23 protein-coding genes are annotated in these 16,762 nt (G+C 60.9%); 12 read left to right on the top strand and 11 right to left on the bottom strand.

The features are described 5' to 3' along the window. Positions 1–168 precede the first annotated feature (168 nt). Complete coding sequence (locus BM403_RS04130) at positions 169–1,329, bottom strand: alpha-hydroxy acid oxidase (RefSeq protein ID WP_093541697.1); 1,161 nt, start codon at positions 1,327–1,329, stop codon at positions 169–171. Positions 1,330–1,450: 121 nt separating this feature from the next. Here BM403_RS04130 and BM403_RS04125 point away from each other — a divergent pair, with 121 nt between their 5' ends. After that, a complete protein-coding gene (locus BM403_RS04125) occupies positions 1,451–2,236 on the top strand; it encodes a DeoR/GlpR family DNA-binding transcription regulator (protein WP_012724760.1) in 786 nt (261 codons plus the stop codon). Positions 2,237–2,276: 40 nt separating this feature from the next. Here BM403_RS04125 and BM403_RS04120 read toward each other — a convergent pair whose 3' ends face one another. After that, positions 2,277–2,711: a hypothetical protein gene (locus tag BM403_RS04120; RefSeq protein ID WP_012724761.1), complete on the bottom strand. Its 435-nt coding sequence runs from the start codon at positions 2,709–2,711 to the stop codon at positions 2,277–2,279. Between the two features lie 2 nt (positions 2,712–2,713). Further along, positions 2,714–2,926, bottom strand: a complete 213-nt coding sequence (locus BM403_RS04115; RefSeq protein WP_012724762.1) for a hypothetical protein — start codon at positions 2,924–2,926, stop codon at positions 2,714–2,716. 203 nt (positions 2,927–3,129) lie between these two features. Here BM403_RS04115 and BM403_RS04110 point away from each other — a divergent pair, with 203 nt between their 5' ends. Further along, positions 3,130–3,690, top strand: a complete 561-nt coding sequence (locus BM403_RS04110; RefSeq protein ID WP_093541695.1) for a type 1 glutamine amidotransferase domain-containing protein — start codon at positions 3,130–3,132, stop codon at positions 3,688–3,690. A gap of 252 nt (positions 3,691–3,942) precedes the next feature. Here the strand turns inward: BM403_RS04110 and BM403_RS04105 are convergent, their stop codons facing one another. Further along, the gene (locus BM403_RS04105) at positions 3,943–4,149 is read right to left on the bottom strand and encodes a PLDc N-terminal domain-containing protein (protein WP_012724764.1); all 207 of its coding nucleotides are present in this window, start codon (positions 4,147–4,149) and stop codon (positions 3,943–3,945) included. A gap of 256 nt (positions 4,150–4,405) precedes the next feature. Between BM403_RS04105 and BM403_RS04100 the strand changes: the two genes are divergently transcribed. Both BM403_RS04100 and BM403_RS04095 read left to right on the top strand, forming a co-directional pair. Further along, positions 4,406–4,882, top strand: coding sequence for a hemerythrin domain-containing protein (locus tag BM403_RS04100; protein WP_012724765.1), 477 nt, complete (start codon positions 4,406–4,408; stop codon positions 4,880–4,882). Positions 4,883–4,947: 65 nt separating this feature from the next. Next, positions 4,948–5,226 carry a hypothetical protein gene (locus tag BM403_RS04095; protein WP_093541693.1) on the top strand — a complete coding sequence of 93 codons (279 nt, stop codon included), beginning with the start codon at positions 4,948–4,950 and terminating at the stop codon, positions 5,224–5,226. 95 nt (positions 5,227–5,321) lie between these two features. On the opposite strand, the gene BM403_RS04090 is transcribed toward BM403_RS04095, so the two are convergent. The 4 genes from BM403_RS04090 to BM403_RS04080 form a co-directional block, all read right to left on the bottom strand. Continuing rightward, the gene (locus tag BM403_RS04090; protein ID WP_012724767.1) at positions 5,322–6,584 is read right to left on the bottom strand and encodes an oxygen-independent coproporphyrinogen III oxidase; all 1,263 of its coding nucleotides are present in this window, start codon (positions 6,582–6,584) and stop codon (positions 5,322–5,324) included. A 77-nt stretch (positions 6,585–6,661) separates the two neighbouring features. Next, positions 6,662–6,835 carry a hypothetical protein gene (locus tag BM403_RS31845; RefSeq protein ID WP_012724768.1) on the bottom strand — a complete coding sequence of 58 codons (174 nt, stop codon included), beginning with the start codon at positions 6,833–6,835 and terminating at the stop codon, positions 6,662–6,664. Positions 6,836–6,920: 85 nt separating this feature from the next. Then, the gene (locus tag BM403_RS04085) at positions 6,921–7,466 is read right to left on the bottom strand and encodes a putative natural product biosynthesis protein (protein ID WP_012724769.1); all 546 of its coding nucleotides are present in this window, start codon (positions 7,464–7,466) and stop codon (positions 6,921–6,923) included. A 62-nt stretch (positions 7,467–7,528) separates the two neighbouring features. Beyond that, positions 7,529–7,912: a DUF2946 domain-containing protein gene (locus tag BM403_RS04080; protein ID WP_012724770.1), complete on the bottom strand. Its 384-nt coding sequence runs from the start codon at positions 7,910–7,912 to the stop codon at positions 7,529–7,531. Positions 7,913–8,076: 164 nt separating this feature from the next. On the opposite strand from BM403_RS04080, the gene BM403_RS04075 reads away from it, so the two are divergent. Together BM403_RS04075 and BM403_RS04070 are read left to right on the top strand one after the other, a co-directional pair. After that, positions 8,077–8,685 (top strand): SCO family protein, encoded by a 609-nt coding sequence (locus tag BM403_RS04075; RefSeq protein WP_093541941.1) that lies wholly within the window; start codon positions 8,077–8,079, stop codon positions 8,683–8,685. Continuing rightward, entirely contained in the window at positions 8,685–9,152 is a 468-nt protein-coding gene (locus BM403_RS04070) for a copper chaperone PCu(A)C (RefSeq protein ID WP_012724772.1), read from the top strand. Before BM403_RS04075 ends, BM403_RS04070 begins: the two co-directional genes overlap by 1 nt. A gap of 28 nt (positions 9,153–9,180) precedes the next feature. Here BM403_RS04070 and BM403_RS04065 read toward each other — a convergent pair whose 3' ends face one another. The 3 genes from BM403_RS04065 to BM403_RS04055 form a co-directional block, all read right to left on the bottom strand. Then, positions 9,181–9,510, bottom strand: a complete 330-nt coding sequence (locus BM403_RS04065; RefSeq protein WP_012724773.1) for a DHCW motif cupin fold protein — start codon at positions 9,508–9,510, stop codon at positions 9,181–9,183. A gap of 68 nt (positions 9,511–9,578) precedes the next feature. After that, positions 9,579–10,085: a GNAT family N-acetyltransferase gene (locus BM403_RS04060; RefSeq protein WP_012724774.1), complete on the bottom strand. Its 507-nt coding sequence runs from the start codon at positions 10,083–10,085 to the stop codon at positions 9,579–9,581. Positions 10,086–10,129: 44 nt separating this feature from the next. Then, complete coding sequence (locus tag BM403_RS04055; protein WP_093541691.1) at positions 10,130–10,564, bottom strand: GNAT family N-acetyltransferase; 435 nt, start codon at positions 10,562–10,564, stop codon at positions 10,130–10,132. Between the two features lie 240 nt (positions 10,565–10,804). Here BM403_RS04055 and BM403_RS04050 point away from each other — a divergent pair, with 240 nt between their 5' ends. From BM403_RS04050 to BM403_RS04025, 6 genes are all read left to right on the top strand, one after another. Next, positions 10,805–11,296 (top strand): GNAT family N-acetyltransferase, encoded by a 492-nt coding sequence (locus tag BM403_RS04050; protein ID WP_093541689.1) that lies wholly within the window; start codon positions 10,805–10,807, stop codon positions 11,294–11,296. A 321-nt stretch (positions 11,297–11,617) separates the two neighbouring features. Beyond that, positions 11,618–11,881, top strand: a complete 264-nt coding sequence (locus BM403_RS04045; protein ID WP_093541687.1) for a hypothetical protein — start codon at positions 11,618–11,620, stop codon at positions 11,879–11,881. Between the two features lie 72 nt (positions 11,882–11,953). Then, positions 11,954–12,379, top strand: coding sequence for a GNAT family N-acetyltransferase (locus BM403_RS04040; RefSeq protein WP_093541939.1), 426 nt, complete (start codon positions 11,954–11,956; stop codon positions 12,377–12,379). Positions 12,380–12,566: 187 nt separating this feature from the next. Next, positions 12,567–13,079 carry a sigma-70 family RNA polymerase sigma factor gene (locus tag BM403_RS04035; protein WP_043205488.1) on the top strand — a complete coding sequence of 171 codons (513 nt, stop codon included), beginning with the start codon at positions 12,567–12,569 and terminating at the stop codon, positions 13,077–13,079. Then, positions 13,076–14,026, top strand: coding sequence for a FecR domain-containing protein (locus tag BM403_RS04030; protein WP_093541685.1), 951 nt, complete (start codon positions 13,076–13,078; stop codon positions 14,024–14,026). The genes BM403_RS04035 and BM403_RS04030 overlap by 4 nt, the downstream gene beginning before the upstream one ends. Before the next feature lie 98 nt (positions 14,027–14,124). Beyond that, positions 14,125–16,587 carry a TonB-dependent siderophore receptor gene (locus BM403_RS04025; RefSeq protein WP_093541683.1) on the top strand — a complete coding sequence of 821 codons (2,463 nt, stop codon included), beginning with the start codon at positions 14,125–14,127 and terminating at the stop codon, positions 16,585–16,587. Positions 16,588–16,762 lie beyond the last annotated feature (175 nt).

The following is a 16,762-nucleotide window of genomic DNA, read 5'->3' as shown; positions in this document are numbered from 1 at the left end:
CGCTTGCCTGTCAAGCGCAAACCCAGCCCATGCTGGGCCAAATCAGAAGTTGATCAAATATTGATCTCGGCTTAAATCGCCAACCCTGCCGGGGCTTCGCAAAGTTATCCACAGAGATACCCACGGTTTTCGTGGACAACTCTTTTTATATTTTTACGTTTTTTTTGCTCAATAAACGCTTTCAGGAAATGTACCCGGCAACAAAATCTCGCGATTCACATCGCGTATATCGTTATACCCACATAACGCCATCGACACGTCCAACTCACGGGCGATGATCTGAAGCGCCTTGGTCACACCCGCTTCGCCCATCGCACCCAAGCCATACAAATGCGCTCGACCGATCATGGTGCCTTTAGCGCCCAACGCCATCGCCTTGAGCACATCCTGACCGGAACGAATGCCACCATCGAGCCACACTTCAATGCGCTCACCCACTGCCTCCACAATCGCCGGCAACTGGCTGATGCTCGACGGTGCTCCATCCAGCTGACGGCCGCCGTGGTTGCTCACCACCAGTGCATCGGCGCCGGAGTTCGCCGCCAGGCGCGCGTCTTCCACATCGAGGATGCCCTTGATGATCAACTTGCCACCCCAGCATTGCTTGATCCACGCCACGTCGTCCCAGCTCAGGCGGGGGTCGAATTGCTGGGCCGTCCAGGAAGAGAGCGAACTCATGTCGGCGACACCTTTGACATGCCCGACAATGTTGCCAAAGCCACGCCGCTGGGTGCCGAGCATGCCCATCACCCAACGCGGCTTGGTGGCCATATTGAGGATATTCGGCAGGGTCAGTTTAGGCGGCGCCGACAGGCCGTTGATCAGGTCTTTGTGGCGTTGCCCGAGGATCTGCAGGTCGAGGGTCAGCACCAATGCGTCCACACCGGCAGCTTTGGCACGTTCGATCAATTGTTCGACAAAGGCGCGGTCGCGCATCACATACAGTTGGAACCAGAACGGCTGGCCAACCTGTTCGGCGATGTCTTCCAAAGAGCAGATGCTCATGGTCGACAAGGTGTAGCGCAGGCCGAACGCGGCGGCGGCACGGGCAGTCAGGATCTCGCCATCGGCATGCTGCATACCGGCCAATCCGGTCGGTGCCAACGCCACCGGCATGGCCATGTCCTGGCCGATCATAGTGGCGCGGATTGAGCGCTCATCGATATTGCGCGCCACGCGCTGGCGGAATTTTATGCGGGCAAAATCGCTTTCGTTGGCGCGGTAGGTGCTCTCAGTCCAGGAGCCGGAATCGGCGTAGTCGTAGAACATGCGTGGGACACGTTTTTGCGCCAGCTTGCGTAAGTCTTCGATGGTGGTAATCAACGACATCTAGGTCACCTCTCCCTGAACTGAATGCTGAGAGTAACCGCCCATCGGCCGTGCAACCAGCCATTGCGTTTATATCGGTGCGCGTCTAATCTCGCACAAACCCGCATAAAGACGCAAAACAATGCATAACACTCATCACGCCATCGACCTGCCTTCTTTGCGCAAACAAAAGATCCTGTTGCTGCTGGAACGCGACGGAAAAGTTACCGCGTCGGAATTGGTCGAACACTTCGCCGTGTCCCAGGACACCATTCGCCGTGACCTCGGCGAGCTCGCTGCCGCCGGCCTGTTGCAACGTGTGCACGGCGGCGCCCTGCCCCGACCGAAGGACACCGGCAAAGACTTCTTCACCCGTGTCGGCGAGACCAACGAGGCCAAGCGCCGCCTCGCACGACTGGCCGCTGAACGCGTGGAAGAGGGCCAGATCGTGCTGTTCGATTCCGGCTCCACCACGTTGCAGATCGCCCAGTCATTGCCCCGTTCAATGCGCCTGACCGTGGTCACACCGTCGCCCATGATCGCGATCGCCTTGGCCGACCATCCCGATGTGAAGGTGATACTGACGGGTGGCCAACTCAACCCGGCGACCCTTTCCACCAGCGGCCAAGAGACCGTGCGCATGATCCAGAGCATCAAGGCCGACCTGCTGTTTACCGGTGTCTGCGCGCTGCACCCGCAAGTCGGTATCAGCTCGCTGCATTTTGATGAAGTGGCGGTCAAACAAGCCCTGCTCGACAGCGCCTCCCACGTGGTGGCGGTGACCATGGCCGACAAACTCGGCGCGGTGGAACCCTTTGTGGTGGCGCCGTGCAGCCGCATTCACACATTGATTACCGAGTGGCACGTGCCGAGTGTGGAGGCGTATGAGCAATTAGGGTTGGAGGTGCTGCGGGTAGAGGTTGAGTGAGCAAAACAGTAGTGTGTCGGCCCTGGACTGACGGCACCCTTCACCAGCGCAACACCTTGGCTGCATCGCGCATGAAAATCTCGATGGTTTTAGGCCCCACGCCTTCGAATTCGCCCAGGCGTTTTTCAAAGGCTTCACGGTCTTCGCTGGCACTGCGCATCCGCGTGATCCGACCGGCGTACTCAGCGTTCAATTTGGCACTCAGATCCAACAGGCGCTGCGCGGTGGTTTCGTCATAGCGCACGTAATGGGCACGCCCCAGCATCGTGACCAATTCCCGCGAGGTGCAATGCTGCAACTTGCGCGCAGTGTCACGCCCCTCCTCCTCGACGATCACCTTGTACGCCTGCGCGGCAATCGGTGCCTGGATGCGCTTGCCCATCAGGAAACTGGCCACAAACCACTTGAACAGGCTGGCGTCATCGTCGGGCTTGAGTTCAATGCCCAACTCCGAGGCGCTGATAGCACGGGCCATGCTCAGTGGCCCAGCTTGCGCTCGGCCTTGGCGGCCTGTTCGTTGATCGCATCCGTCTGGCGTTCGATGTCTTTGATCGAGGTGGGCGTGAGGACTTTATCGACGGTTTCGGTCTTCGGGTTCGGGCGTTCCAGGGTCTGGCCCTTGGCGGGTTTTTCCGTGCCTTTTTGAGCCTCTTCAGAGCTGATCGGCGCAGGGGTTTTGTCGGTGGTCATGGTCTATCTCCAAGTCATTGAAGGCCCACGAAAAAAACGCGGGCAGGTGTTCAGCAGAACTCAGTGAATTTGGATAGTTCAAGGAAATTGCGCGCGCCAACCGTCCAAGAAATAAGCGCAAATTAATTTAAACCTTTGCCTCCTGAGCCCAATCAACTCTCCCATATCGCCTCTTTCCTTCACCCATCAGGAGACACTCGATCATGAGTTCACACCTCAACGGCAAAAAGATTCTGGTCATCACGTCCAACACCGGCATCGAGCGCGACGAACTGCTCAAACCGTTGGAAGCATTGCGTGGCTATGGCGCGACGGTGACACACGGCTCCAGCGATGGCGGCACCACCCAAACCTTCGTCGGCGACACCGAGAAGGACCAGACCGTAGAGTCCGACGCCAAACTGTCCGAGCTCTCGGGTGCGGATTTCGATGCGTTGGTGATCCCCGGCGGCACCGTCAACGCCGACACTCTGCGTCAAGATACGACCGCGTTGAAGCTGATCAATGAGTTCGTCAAAGCGGGTAAAACCGTGGCGGCGATCTGTCACGGCCCGTGGGCGCTGATTGACGCCGGCGTGATCAAGGGCAAAACCCTCACCTCCTACAAAAGCGTACGCATTGACCTGGAAAACGCCGGCGCGGCTGGGTGGGTCGATGCCGAGGTCAAGGAATGCCAGGCCAACGGTTGGACATTGATTACGTCGCGCACGCCGGATGACCTGCCGGCCTTCAACCAGGCGATTGCCAAGGCCGTCGCCGGTTGATAACGCCGCTGAACGAAAACAGGCGCCTCGATGGCGTAATGCCAGTCCGTTAAGACGTAGAAAGGGTAAAAAATAACCTGTGGCGAGGGAGCTTGCTCCCGTTGGACTGCGCAGCAGTCCCAGCCTTTTTAAACAAAGTGCTGGGGCCGCTTCGCGGCCCAACGGGAGCAAGCTCCCTCGCCACAGGTACAGTGTTTGCCCTTAACTGACTGGTATTAGCCTCGATGGCGCCTGTTTTTTTTCACTTATGGATTAACTCTTACGCTGCTCCGGCATCTCGCGTTTAGGCCCGAACATCGCCCAGGCGATCAGGCCAAGCAGCGGCACAAAGATCAGAATCACCAGCCACAGCCCCTTAGTCTCCCAGCCCCCGGTGCTGCGCAGGACGACATTGATTGCCCACAATTCCAACAGCAGCAGAATCACCGCCAAGCCGATCCAGATATATTGAATTTCCATGCTTCACCTCCTAGGTCGTATGCGTTAGGTCAAGCATCTGCGCCGAGGGTTCATTAAAATTTTCCGACGTGGTGGAATGCAACGCGTCTGGGGGCCCACCATGCAACCTGCACGACAGGCACTGTTGCTCATCATCGGTAGCCCATTGAATTACAACACGATTTCAAAAAGCTCAAGTTGGTACAACTGATGCACTACTCCACTGGACGAGGCGTGCATGTCGACGCGCCCTGAGTTTTCCCGTGAGGTGTCACCCATGAATGCCATTGACCTGCTCAAAGCCGACCACGAACGCGTGAAGGCCCTGTTGACTCAACTGAGTGAGTCCACCGAGCGCGGGGTTAAAAAGCGCACTGAGCTGCTGGCCAAGCTCGAAGCGGAAATCAGCCTGCACACTAAGCTGGAAGAAGAAATCCTCTACCCGGCCTTCCGGAAGGCGGGCGGCAAGGAACAAGACATCATGTACCACGAGGCCAAGGAAGAGCACCGCACCGTCGACGCCCTGGTGCTACCGGACCTGAAACAGACCGAGCCGTCGACAACCGAGTTTTCCGGCCGCGTCAAAGTGGTCAAGGAGCTGCTCGAGCACCATATTGAAGAAGAGGAAACCGACATGTTCCCGCAGGCTAAAAAACTGCTGGGCAAGGCGTTGCTTGAAGAGTTGGGCGCTGAGATGGAAGCCATGAAAGCAGCGCATAAAAAGTCGCAGTCGACCAAGCCAATGGCGGCTTGATCGCGGCATGACCAGAGCCTGGAGGTTTTCCAGGCTTTTGATCCATCACGATAGGGGATTGCGTCATGAAGACCACATCGTCCCAAAGGATTTTGCTTATCGTCGGCCTGTCAGCCTTGCTCACCGGCCCTGCCCTCGCCGCCTTCGGCGATAACCCCGAGCCTGCCGCCAACGCCTTGAACGGTGACAGCGCCGCCGGTTCCGCCCTGCCGCCGGGGACCTACCCCAGCAGCCCCTCCTACAGCGCCAAGAAAACCAAAGTGCCCGACAAGCAGCCGGCCAAAACAGCTAAGCCTGTCGACCGCCAAAAAGCCCCCCAGGAAAAACCCCGTTCAGGCAGCTGATGCTCTAAAGGGAGCCCCCCACCCGTGGCGAGGGAGCTTGCTGCCTCACCACGGCATTACGTGCTGCTGAGCATCTGGGCCACTGATGAGGCCTGCTAGGGCGCTTCGAACAACCGGCACAATCTATCCACCTGGGTACGCCCGGCTGGCAGGACACACAGGAACTGTGCCGACAATTCAATCAGGCCATCACGGTTCCACTCTTCCAGCAGCGGCCAGATCGATGAGAAGTAGCGTGCAAAGATCACGCCGTATCGCCGCTCGATGCCCTGGATGTCCAGTTCCAGGTCACAGGCCAGGCGTTCCACTACGCAGTCGCGCAGTGCATCGCCCGCGTCGCGTTGCCAGCCCTGGCAGGTGGCGAGTTGGCCGTTCTCCAACGCCTGTGCGTAGACATGTTCGTCCGTGGCGTTCTGCGCGCACAGCGTGTCGATCTGGCTGATGGCGCCCAGGCCCAGCCCGATATGGTCGCAGTAACCGTGCAGGGTAAAACCTTCGCAGGTGCGACTCAGCCGACCGCGCTCCTGGGCCTGGGTGAGGTCATCGTCGCCACGGGCAAACTGGCCCAGGCCGATGTAGTGGTAACCCGCTGCGTCCAGGTGTTCGTAGCACAGCTGGCGCATGGCGGTTTTATCCGCCGCGTTGCACAGCGCCGAGGGCGATTGCGCCAGGTAACGGCTTGGCGGCCGGGCGTAGTCGAACACCTGCAGGCGGTCCGGTTCCAGGGCGATCAGGCTGGCCAGTTTCAGCTCGAAACTGGCCAAGGTCTGCCAGGCGCTCCCATAGCCCAGGTCGACACTGACCGAGCGAAAGTCAAAGGTGCGCGCCGCATCGATCAACGATTGGATCGGCGCCGGGTCGCGGTAGTACGCCTGGGAATAGGCATCCTCGGCACGCGCATCGGGCACACCAATGCACATGCGGTTGAACCCAAGGTCGCGCAGCAGGCCGACGCCGGCCCAATCGGTGTGGCGAGGGTCGAGGTCGATGCCGTAGTCGCCGCGGTCATGCTCATGGAAGTGCAAACGTTCAAGCAGAGGGGTCATGAGCGCTTGCACATCGCCAATCGGCGCTGCCCCGCGCCACTGGAGGTAGTCCACCGGCTGGCGGCTGCCGAGGTGGCAGCCGATCAAATGAATCTCCTGGGCCAGGCTGCGCCGGTAAGCATCGCTGGGGGTGCTGGCCGGCCAGTGCAGGGTCAAGGCCAGCGGGCGTTGCCGTTGGCGACTGCTGCGCAATGCACGCAATACGTCGAGGGAGCCGATGCCCGCGTGAAACCTGCGGACATCGGCCTGCTCATTCGGGTCCAGTACACCTTGATCGTGGCGCGCACGTACGAGAGGAATGACGGTGTGCATGACGGGCTCCGGGGCCGGCGACGGTCCGTCATTGTCCGGTGCGACGCCACGGCGCACCTTGATATGCATCAAGGGCTTTACCCGCTGAGGTAAAACATGCTTTTGGCCAACAGCACAATCGCGACCATGTGGGCGAACAGGCTCAAGTGCAGCAGCACACTGGCGGCGAGGATCAGTACTTCGAAAAACACCGTGCCGATAAAGATCAGCGCCGCGAACAGGTGAGCCAGCAAAAACAGCAGGTAAAGCATGATGGCCTCGCAGAAGGGCCCGCCGTGGGGAGCCCACTAATGCAGGCCCGCACGCCGAGCGACCTTGATGTCGATCAAGCGCCTCTCATGGCACGCGCAACCAACCACTGAATTCGCCTCGGTCTGTCAACGGGCACCAGGCGAAATCCCATAACGGCGCCGGCAGCACCTGATGTTCGGTGTCCTTGAACGGGGCGCCTTTCCAATCGAATACGCGCATGCCCTGCCAGGCCAGCACCACGCCATGGGCCTCACTCTGATCGGCATTGACCCATCCGGCAGCCGCAGCGGCCATGAATGCCTCGATCGGTTCATCGTCGATCTGCGCACGGTACGGCGAGCCCAGCAGCCAGCGACAGACGTTCAGGTGATAGGTCCAATCCAACGGCGGACGGTTGCGATACGCCCAAGTCATGAAACTGCGGAACAGGTTCAGGCCCTCGGGCGGGTCGAGTTTTAGCAGCGCCGGGCAGAGGTCGAACAGGCTGTGCCAATACGGCAGCAGGCGTGCATCCAGATGCACGAAGCTACGCGAGTTGCTGGGGTAGTCCGGCGGCGTGGGTTCCGCGCGCAGACGACGGGACGCCTTGCTGACCAGGCGGCAGGCGCCTGCAGGCAATAAGGGGTGCATGAAATGTACTCACAGTCGTGACGATAGAACGCCTCCTGGTCTCAGGAGGCCCAAGGCACACGTCAGAATGCGGGGGATGCGCGGGGGTTGGCCGAGGGCCAGAGGTATCGCGGCGGCGCCTTGTTACGCCGTTCATGGGCCGGGCGCGGGGTTTGCCCCAGGCCCAGCAGCCAGGCGAGGCCGATCAGGAACACCAGCGCAACGGTCACGGCGTTGCATACCGGGCAGGCAAAGTAGTTCGAGATGTTGCTGGAAGCCGGGCTGCCCAACCCTTTGTCGGAAAGTGGCGCCTGCTTGCCGTCCACCGAACAGAACGCCCCGCCGATGCCATTGAGTGCCTGCCCCGTCATCTGCCCATGCCCCAAACCGCAGGCGAACAGGTTCATCAGCACGCAGAAGTACAGGGCCCAGGCGATCAGCGAACGGTCGGGGTGGCTCAATTTCATGGCGGCGACTCTACCACCAGCGCCGCAAAAGGATGAAGCGCGGCATGCCCCTGTGGCAGAACGTCGCAGATTACGTGCGCTTCCCAGGGTTGGTAGACTGGGCGCCCTCAAAGCCTGATGTGTCGATCCAGAGCAATGCAGGCGTTTCACAGGATGCACCGTTGATGAGTACGTTATTCACCCGCCGCAAAGTGCTGACCGGTATGGGCCTGTTGGGCCTGGGCGGCCTGCTGGGCGGCTGTGACTACAGCCCCAAGCTGAATTTCAAGTACGGCAAGGACTTGAGCGACAAGATCATGGGCCGCACCTTCAAGCTCAAGAACACCGCCGGCGAAACCGTCACCCTGAGCTCGTTCCGAGGCCTGATGCCGGTGGTGTTCTTCGGTTTCACCCAGTGCCCGGCCGTGTGCCCGACCACCCTGGCGCGCGCCGCCCAGGCCAAGAAGCTGATGGGCCGCGACGGTGAAATCATGCAAGTGGTGTTTATCACCCTGGACCCGGAGCGCGACACGCCAGAGATCCTCGACAGGTACGTCAAGGCCTTCGACCCCAGCTTCGAAGCGCTGTACGGCACCCCGGAAGAAATCGCCGCCGCCGCCAAGGAGTTCGGGATCTTTTATGAAAAGATCCCCGCCGGCGACACCTACACCCTGTCCCACACAGCCACCAGTTTCGTGTTCGATACGCGTGGCAACCTGCGCCTGGGCCTGCAGGCATCCCTTACCGCTAAAGAGTGCGCAGAAGACCTGCTCACCGTCATGGAGGTCTGCTAATGACTGCCGTTCAACACCTCAAACGCACCCTTATCGGCATGACCCTGCTGGGCCTTGCGGCGCACGCCAGCGCCCAGGTGCAAGTGACCGACGCGTGGGTGCGCGCCAGCGTGCCGGGCCAACCGTCCAGCGGTGCGTTCATGACCGTCACCGCCGACACCGACAGCCAGTTGCTGAGCGTGACCTCGCCGGTGGCCAAGGACGTGCAGATCCATGAAATGAGCATGAAGGACGACGTGATGCGCATGGGCCCGGTGGACTCGGTGGCCCTGCCTGCGGGCAAAGCGGTGACCCTCGACCCCAACGGTTACCACGTGATGCTGATGGGCCTGACGGGCCAGATCAAGGAAGGCGACCAGGTGCCGCTGACCCTGACCGTGCAAAACGCCAAGGGTGAGAAACAGGCGATTGAAGTGAACGCGCCGGCGCGTGGCCTGGATGGGATGGACCACAGCAAGATGCACTGATGCACTGCTCGCCACACTGCTCGCCACCTCAATCGACAATAAACAGCTTCGCCCCAACGCTCGTCGATGAACGATGGCCTTCCATGTCATCGCCCACCTGGTAACTCATTCCGGCCGTCAGGATGAACTGGCGGCCATCTTCCAGTTCCGTGTGCAATTGGCCTTCCAGGCACAACAGCACATGCCCTCGCCAGCACCAATGATCCGCCAGGTAGCCGGGGGTGTATTCGACCATGCGCACGCGGGTAGTGCCGAAGTGGCAGGTGCGCCACAGCGCGTTGCCGGTGACACCTGGGTGAATCACAGGTTCGACCGTGGACCAGTCGGTGGTGCCAAAGGGGACGGCAGTCAGATCCATGTCGGGCTCGGTGGTTGTTTAACGGGGCTTGAGGCTAGCCACTTGGAGCAGCGGGCGATAGACACAGATCAAGCGCTTTTGTGGGATACAGGTATCCTGCCTGCACTGCTGTTCAGTGGTTTTGTCATTGCAATACACGCCAACGCCAACCCCGAGGGCGAGTGATAAATCGCCTGCTCATCCCCCACATACCCGCACGCCCGATAGAAACCCGCTGCGTTCAAGGTCGCATCCAGCACCACCTCTTCAATAGCCAGTTCCCGCGCAACATTCTCAAGATGATCAAGCATCGCCTTGCCATATCCGCAGCCGGTAAACCCAGGCAATACAAACAGTGCGCCCACTTCGTGGTTGTCCAGGTCAAGCATTCCGGTGACTACCGGCTGTCCCTGCACCCAGCCCAGGTAAAACAGTTTATCCATCAGGGTGCTGTAGCCGTCTTCGGCTTTACCCCGCGTCCACATCATCATTTGCTCGTGCGTATAGGCGCCAATGCATTGGCTGCGGATGGCCCGCAAGCGGATGTCGAACGCTATTTGGGCATCCTGCGAGGTGGCCCGTTTGATCTCCAGCATGTCAATTTCCTTCCATGAAATCATCGCCCTATTAACGCATGCCCCTAGGCGTTTTCGTCACCGGGGCGGGTGAAGGAATAGCGGTCGATATCGGTGCGCAGGTTCCAACCCTGGCCTTGCCAATAGCGGGCGGCGTGGGTGTTGGTCTTGAACACGTCGAGGTGGCATTTGTGGATACCCAACGACGCCAGTGCGTCGAGGCAGCGTTGCGTTAGCGCCTGCGCAATACCCTGGCGACGATAGTCCGGCAGTACCAGCAAATGCTGCAGGTAACCACGACGCCCGTCGTGGCCGCACATTACGCAAGCGATCAACCGGCCTTCGGCTTCGGCGACAAAACTCAAGCCAGGGTTGCGCGCAAGATAACGCTCGGTGGCGTCACGGGAGTCGGCGTCGCGCAGGGAGATACCGGGGGTATGTTGCATGAGGTGGAGAACGGCGTCGTAGTCGGTCGGGGTCATGATGCGAATGCTGGGCATGGCGTGAAACCTTGTGGGAGCGGGATTGACCTAATGCGAGTCAGTCAAGGGCGAACACTTTACCTGTGGCGAGGGAGCTTGCTCCCGTTGGGCCGCGAAGCAGCCCCAAAAATGGGACTGCTGAGCAGTCCAACGGGACGGTGCGACGATTCGACAGCGCCCACCGAAGATAGCGTTTCAGTGCCAGGCAAGTGATGTTTCTTTATGATGTGGCCTTCGCTTAATGCCTCAGGAAATACCATGCCCGCCCTCAGCTTCCGCAACGCCCTCCCCGCCGACGCCGCCCGTTGCTTTGAAATCGAGATCAGTGCCTACGAAGGCGACGAAGCCGCGACCCTGGAAAAGATCGCCACGCGGATTGCGCAATACCCGCAAGGTTTTTTGATCCTGGAGGCCGACGGTGAGGTAGTGGGTTTCATCAACTGCGGCTGTGCCCATGATGTGGTGATGTCGGACGAGGCGTTCAAGGAGTTGGTGGGCCATTCGGCCGAGGCGCCGAATGTGGTGATCATGTCGGTGGTGGTCGATCCGGCGCATCAGGGCAAAGGGTATTCCAAGGTATTGATGACTGAGTTTGTGGCCCGCATGCGGACGTTGGGCAAGCAGACGATTCATTTGATGTGCAAGGAACAGCATGTGTCCCTGTACGAGCGCATGGGCTATCAATACACCCGACCTTCGCCTTCCGATCACGGCGGGATGGCGTGGCATGAAATGGTGATGGCGCTTTAGACGGTCACCGTTGTGGCCTGATTTATGTGTCTAGACATCTAACGGTGGGCATCCGGTTCAACCGGCTGCTGTCTGCCGATAAGCAAAAACCGGATCGGCGTCGCCTTTTCTGACGCAAAACCTGAAACATCGCGAGCGAACACAGACTTCGCCTGACAGCCAGGCAGCTGATGTTATGAATGTGCTCAGAGCCGGTTTTAACCCGTTACATCCACCCCAAAACACCTCGTTGAATGCCTCTGAAGGCCTCGGTAGCCTGCGAAGCACTCCGCCGAACCAGCGTCTGGCGGGCCTTCAATTGCCTATCAAAGAGGTGCAGTCATGTCTTCAATCAACGGTTTCTCGCCCTACGCTCCGATGCCCCCGGCCTTCAACATAGACCGGATCGATAACGACCATCCACGGCACAACCCTCTCGACCAGACGGCCGGGGAGGATGCAGAAGTATTCGATCCGAACACGCAAACCTGGCAACCCACCCAGGCCTCTGGCAACGGCCGGCCTATGCCGCTTGGCGATCCTTACCGCGAGGCGATAGATTTCGAGATCAGGGCCGATGATATGGGAGGATGGCAGCGCGCTTAAGGCAACCGGCGATGAGGGGCGGTACTTATCCGCCCCCTTCTGCCCAAAAGGTACCCATCGAGAAGCCCTATGATGACGCCACACCGGATAGAAATCAGCGACCAACCCAACACCGAAGCCGAGCACCTCCTCGGCAGCAGCCTCGCGGCGTTCAACGAGGCCATCACCGGTTTCAACGATCGCCAGCCGCTGACGGTGCTGATCAAAGACCCCGACACCTCACAGATCGTCGGCGGCATCACCGGTAAAACCACGCTGGGCATGGCCTTCCTCGACCTCTTCCACCTGCCCGAACACCTGCGTGGTTCGGGCTTGGGCAGCGAGTTGCTGCAAGCCTTCGAAAACGAAGCCCGCCGCCGTGGCTGTCGCCATGCGGTGCTCTATACCCTCAGCTTCCAGGCCCCGGGGTTTTACGAGAAACATGGCTGGGTAAAATTCGGTGAAGTGCCCTGCGAACCGGCGGGCAGCAGCCGGGTGTTTTTGTCTAAACCGCTGTGACAGTCGACGAGGGATGCAGCGGTCCGTCGTGTCGACAGGCTCAAACGGGACACGCCGCGGTTTTAGCCTGAATGCGCACAGGCAGACCCGGACGATTGCAAACCAATATCATTTGCGCACGGCGCAACGCTTTGCTTTAATCGCGACCAATTCTTATTTGCGCGCTTTTTTGAGCTGGACGGGCAGTGTGTCGACCTCTTTTACCCACCTCTACGGCACCCACCACCGTTGGCTGCTCGGCCTGCTGCGCCGGCGCTTGAACGACCGTTGGGATGCCGCCGACCTGGCCCATGACACGTTTATCCGGATTCTCAGCCGCCCCCCGGCCGAGACCGACCCCGTCCGCCAACGCTCGTACCTGGCCACCATCGCACGCGGGTTGTGCATCGACCATTGGCGCCGTCGCCAGCTCGAACGCGCCTGGCTGCAAACCCTGGCCGAGCGGCCGGAAGCGCTGCACCCGTCGCCGGAGCAACGGGCAATCATCGTCGAGACGCTGGTGGAGGTGGACGCCATGCTCGCGCGTCTGCCGAAGAAGGTCAGCGAAGCCTTCCTGCTCGCCCAGTTGCATGGCCTGCCCTACAAGCAAATCGCCGAGCAGTTGGGTGTGGGCGAGCGCATGGTCAAGAAGTACATGGCCCAGGCCCTGTTGCACTGCGCGATCCTGGAAGCCGAACTCGACGGGATGCTGGTGCAATGAACACGCCGGGCAAGCTCAGCCACGCCAGCCTGGAGCAGGCCGCGCAATGGTATGTGCGCCTGCAGGATCAAGGCGGTGCGCTGGAGCAGTTGCATTGGCAGGCCTGGGTCGCGCAAAACCCCGAACACCTGGCGGCCTGGCAGTATGTGCAGCGGGTGAGCCAACGGTTTGCCCCGCTGCAGGAACAAGCCCATGGCGCCAGCCGCGCCTTGCGCAGCTCGCGGCGCCAGACGCTCAAGACCCTGCTGGTGCTGTGCGCCGGTTCGACGCTGGCCTGGGGCGCCTGGCGCAACACCGCCCTGCCCCGGCGGGTGGGCGGCTGGAGCGCGGACTACGCGACCACGAGCGGCGAGACCCGCGATACGCTGCTGGCCGACGGCAGCCATGTGTGGCTGAACGCGTTGAGCGCGCTGGATGTGCGTTTTGATGTGGCACAACGCTTGCTGCACCTGCGCTTTGGCGAGGTGTTGATCGACACGGCCAAGGACGCCACGCGGCCGTTCCTGGTCGAGACCGAGCACGGCCGCATGCAAGCGCTGGGCACCCGTTTCAGCGTGCTGCAAGGCAACGATCACACCCAGCTGAACGTCTTCGAAGGCCGGGTGCAGGTCACCACCCAAGACCAGCACGTGCGCATCCTCGAAGCGGGCCAGCAAGTGTCATTCACCCGCGACGGCTTCACGCCCACCGCATCGGCCTCCCCGGCGCGCGAGGCCTGGAGCCGTGGCGTGCTGTTGGCGGATAACCTGCCGCTGGGGCAGTTGATCGCCGAACTCAACCGTTATCGCCCCGGCCACCTGGGCTGTGACCCGGCAGTGGCCCATCTGCCCGTGATGGGCTCATTCCCACTGATGGACAGCGACCACGCATTGCATCTGCTGCAAGCCGCCCTGCCGGTGAGGGTCGACCGGCTGATGCCGTGGTGGGCTACGGTCAGGCCAAAGTAAAAAAACTTTCAATCGACAGTTCCCTTTCCTACAACTCGTTCGGTTAACCCTGCAGACGCTTCAATTCGCCGATCGATTTTATCCAAAGGGAAACATCCATGTCGCAACCTGCTCGCTTCGCGCTGCGCCCATTGGCGCTGGCCACCTCGCTGTTCTGCTTCGGCGCGCCGATGGTGCAGGCCGCCGACTCGCCCTCGACCCAGGAAGCCGCGCGCTCTTATCGCATCGCCGCCGGCTCGCTGGTCAGTGTGTTGAACCGCTTTGCCGAGCAGTCGGGCATTTTCATCGCCGGCCACAATAGCCTCGCCGCGGGCAAGACCAGCCCTGGCTTGAATGGCAGCTACACCCCGGCGGCCGGCTTGCAGCGCCTGTTGCAAGGCAGCGGTCTGCAGGCCCTGCCCCAAGGCAACAATAGCTACGTGCTGGCGCTGATCCCGGCTGACAGCGACACGCTGGAACTGGGCGCCACGACGATCTCCGGCCAGGACCTGGGCGCGACCACCGAAGACACCCACGCCTACACCACCGGCTCCATGGCCTCGGCCACCGGCCTGCCGCTGTCGATGCGTGAAACCCCGCAATCGGTCACCGTGATCACCCGCCAGCAAATGGACGACCAGGGCACCAACAGCATCGCCGACACCCTGCGCCGCGCCCCTGGCGTGAGCGTGCAGAACTACGACAGTGAGCGCTGGGAGTTCTCCAGCCGTGGCCTGCCGATCACCAATTTCCAGTACGACGGCGTCAACTCCACCTACGACGGCGTGTATGACTACGGCACCACCAGCACCGACATGGCGGTGTACGACCACCTGGAGATCATCAAGGGCTCGGCCGGCCTGCTGAGCGGCACCGGCGACCCTTCGGCCACGGTCAACCTGATCCGCAAAAAACCCACGCCGACGTTCAAGGCCTCGGTGACCCAGACCTTCGGTTCCTGGGACAATTACCGCACCGAAGGCGATATTTCCGGCCCGCTGACGGAGTCCGGCAATGTACGCGGGCGGTTTGTCGGCGTGTACCAGGACCGCCAGTCGTACCTGGACCACTACCAGCACACCAAGGACATCGCCTACGGCATCCTTGAGGCCGACCTCACGCCCGATACCCTGCTGACGTTCGGCATCGACCAGCAGGACACGCGCTCCCGTGGCGCCAGCTGGACCGGGTTCCCGATGTACTTCAGCGACGGCTCACGCACACACTTCTCGCGTTCGTTCAACCCGGCCGCCGACTGGAGCCGTCGCGACTTCAACAACCAGACGCTCTTCGCCTCGGTGCAGCACACGCTGGCGAATGATTGGTCGCTCAAGGTCAGCCTCGACCGCAAGCGCAGCCAGCACGACACCCTGCTCGCCTCGGCCAGCGGCGGCAACCCGGACCCAGTCAGCGGCGAGAACATGTACATGTTCATGGGCAAGTACAAGGGCGATCAGGTGCAGAACACCCTGGACGTCAACCTCAGCGGCCCGTTCAGCCTGTTTGGCCGTGAGCACGAATTGATCATGGGCTTCATGGCCACCCGCTCGAAACAGGACGTGCCGGTGTACGGCTCGATCTACCCACCGGTGGGCGGCAGCATTTTCGACTGGCACGGCGAATACGCCAAACCGGACATCCCGCGCAGCGGCCAGAACGATATCGTGCAGCGCCAGACCGGTGCCTACCTGGCCACGCGCCTGAAACCCACCGATGACCTGTCGGTGATCCTCGGCACCCGCGTGAGCACGTTCAGCGGCACCGACAGCACCGACTTCTACGACCCGGCCAAGCCCGACAACCACACCACCTACCGCCAGAGCGGCGTGGTCACGCCCTACGCCGGGATCGTCTACGACCTCAACGACACCTGGTCGGTGTACACCAGTTACACCCAGATCTACCGTCCGCAATCCAGCAAGGACGCCGACCGCAAGCTGCTCGACCCGATCGAGGGCAACACCTATGAAGCCGGGCTCAAGGCGGCGTTTTACGACGGCCGCCTGAATGCCAGCGTTGCCGCGTTCCGTATCGAGCAGGACAACGTGGCCGAGTATGTCTCGGGCTTCGAGACCGACTCGGTGTATCGCCCGATTGCCGGGGCCACGACCAAGGGCTTTGAAGCGGAACTGTCGGGCGAAGTGCTGGACGGCTGGAACCTCTCGGCCGGCTATACCTACCAGCACACCCGCGATGCCAATGACGGCTACGTCTACAGCTCGGTGTTGCAAACCACCACGCCGCAGCAGGTGGTGCGCCTGTTCAGCACCTACCGTTTGCCCGGCGCATTGGAGAACGTCACCGTGGGCGGCGGCGTGAACTGGCAGAGTGAATTCTTCGGCAATGTGTTCCAGCCCGACCCGAATGACACGGTCAATTTCGGCCACAACGCGCGCATTACCCAGGACAGCTACTATCTGGTGGATGTCATGGCTCGCTATCGCTTCAATGAGCACCTGAGCACCACACTGAACATGAAGAACCTGTTCGACAAAAAGTATTACACCGGCCTTGGCAACTTCGGCACCGGTTTCTACGGCGAACCGCGCAGCTTGCAACTGGCGACACGCTGGGATTTCTGATCCCGCTGCCAGCCGCAACCTCTTGTCCCGGTGGCTGGTTTCAGCCACCTACTGCCGGCCGATACGACCCGAGGAACGAGCACGTCGGTAAACGGGTGATACCGCATGCATAACTCGCCGGCATGGTGATTCAACGCAAGGCTGTGTAATGATTACGCCTCGCCCCTGCTCGGGA

Source organism: Pseudomonas sp. OV546, assembly GCF_900116845.1.
Lineage (GTDB): Bacteria > Pseudomonadota > Gammaproteobacteria > Pseudomonadales > Pseudomonadaceae > Aquipseudomonas > Aquipseudomonas petroselini.
Note: the sequence above shows the minus strand (reverse complement) of the source record. Positions and strands in the feature narration are given on the sequence as shown.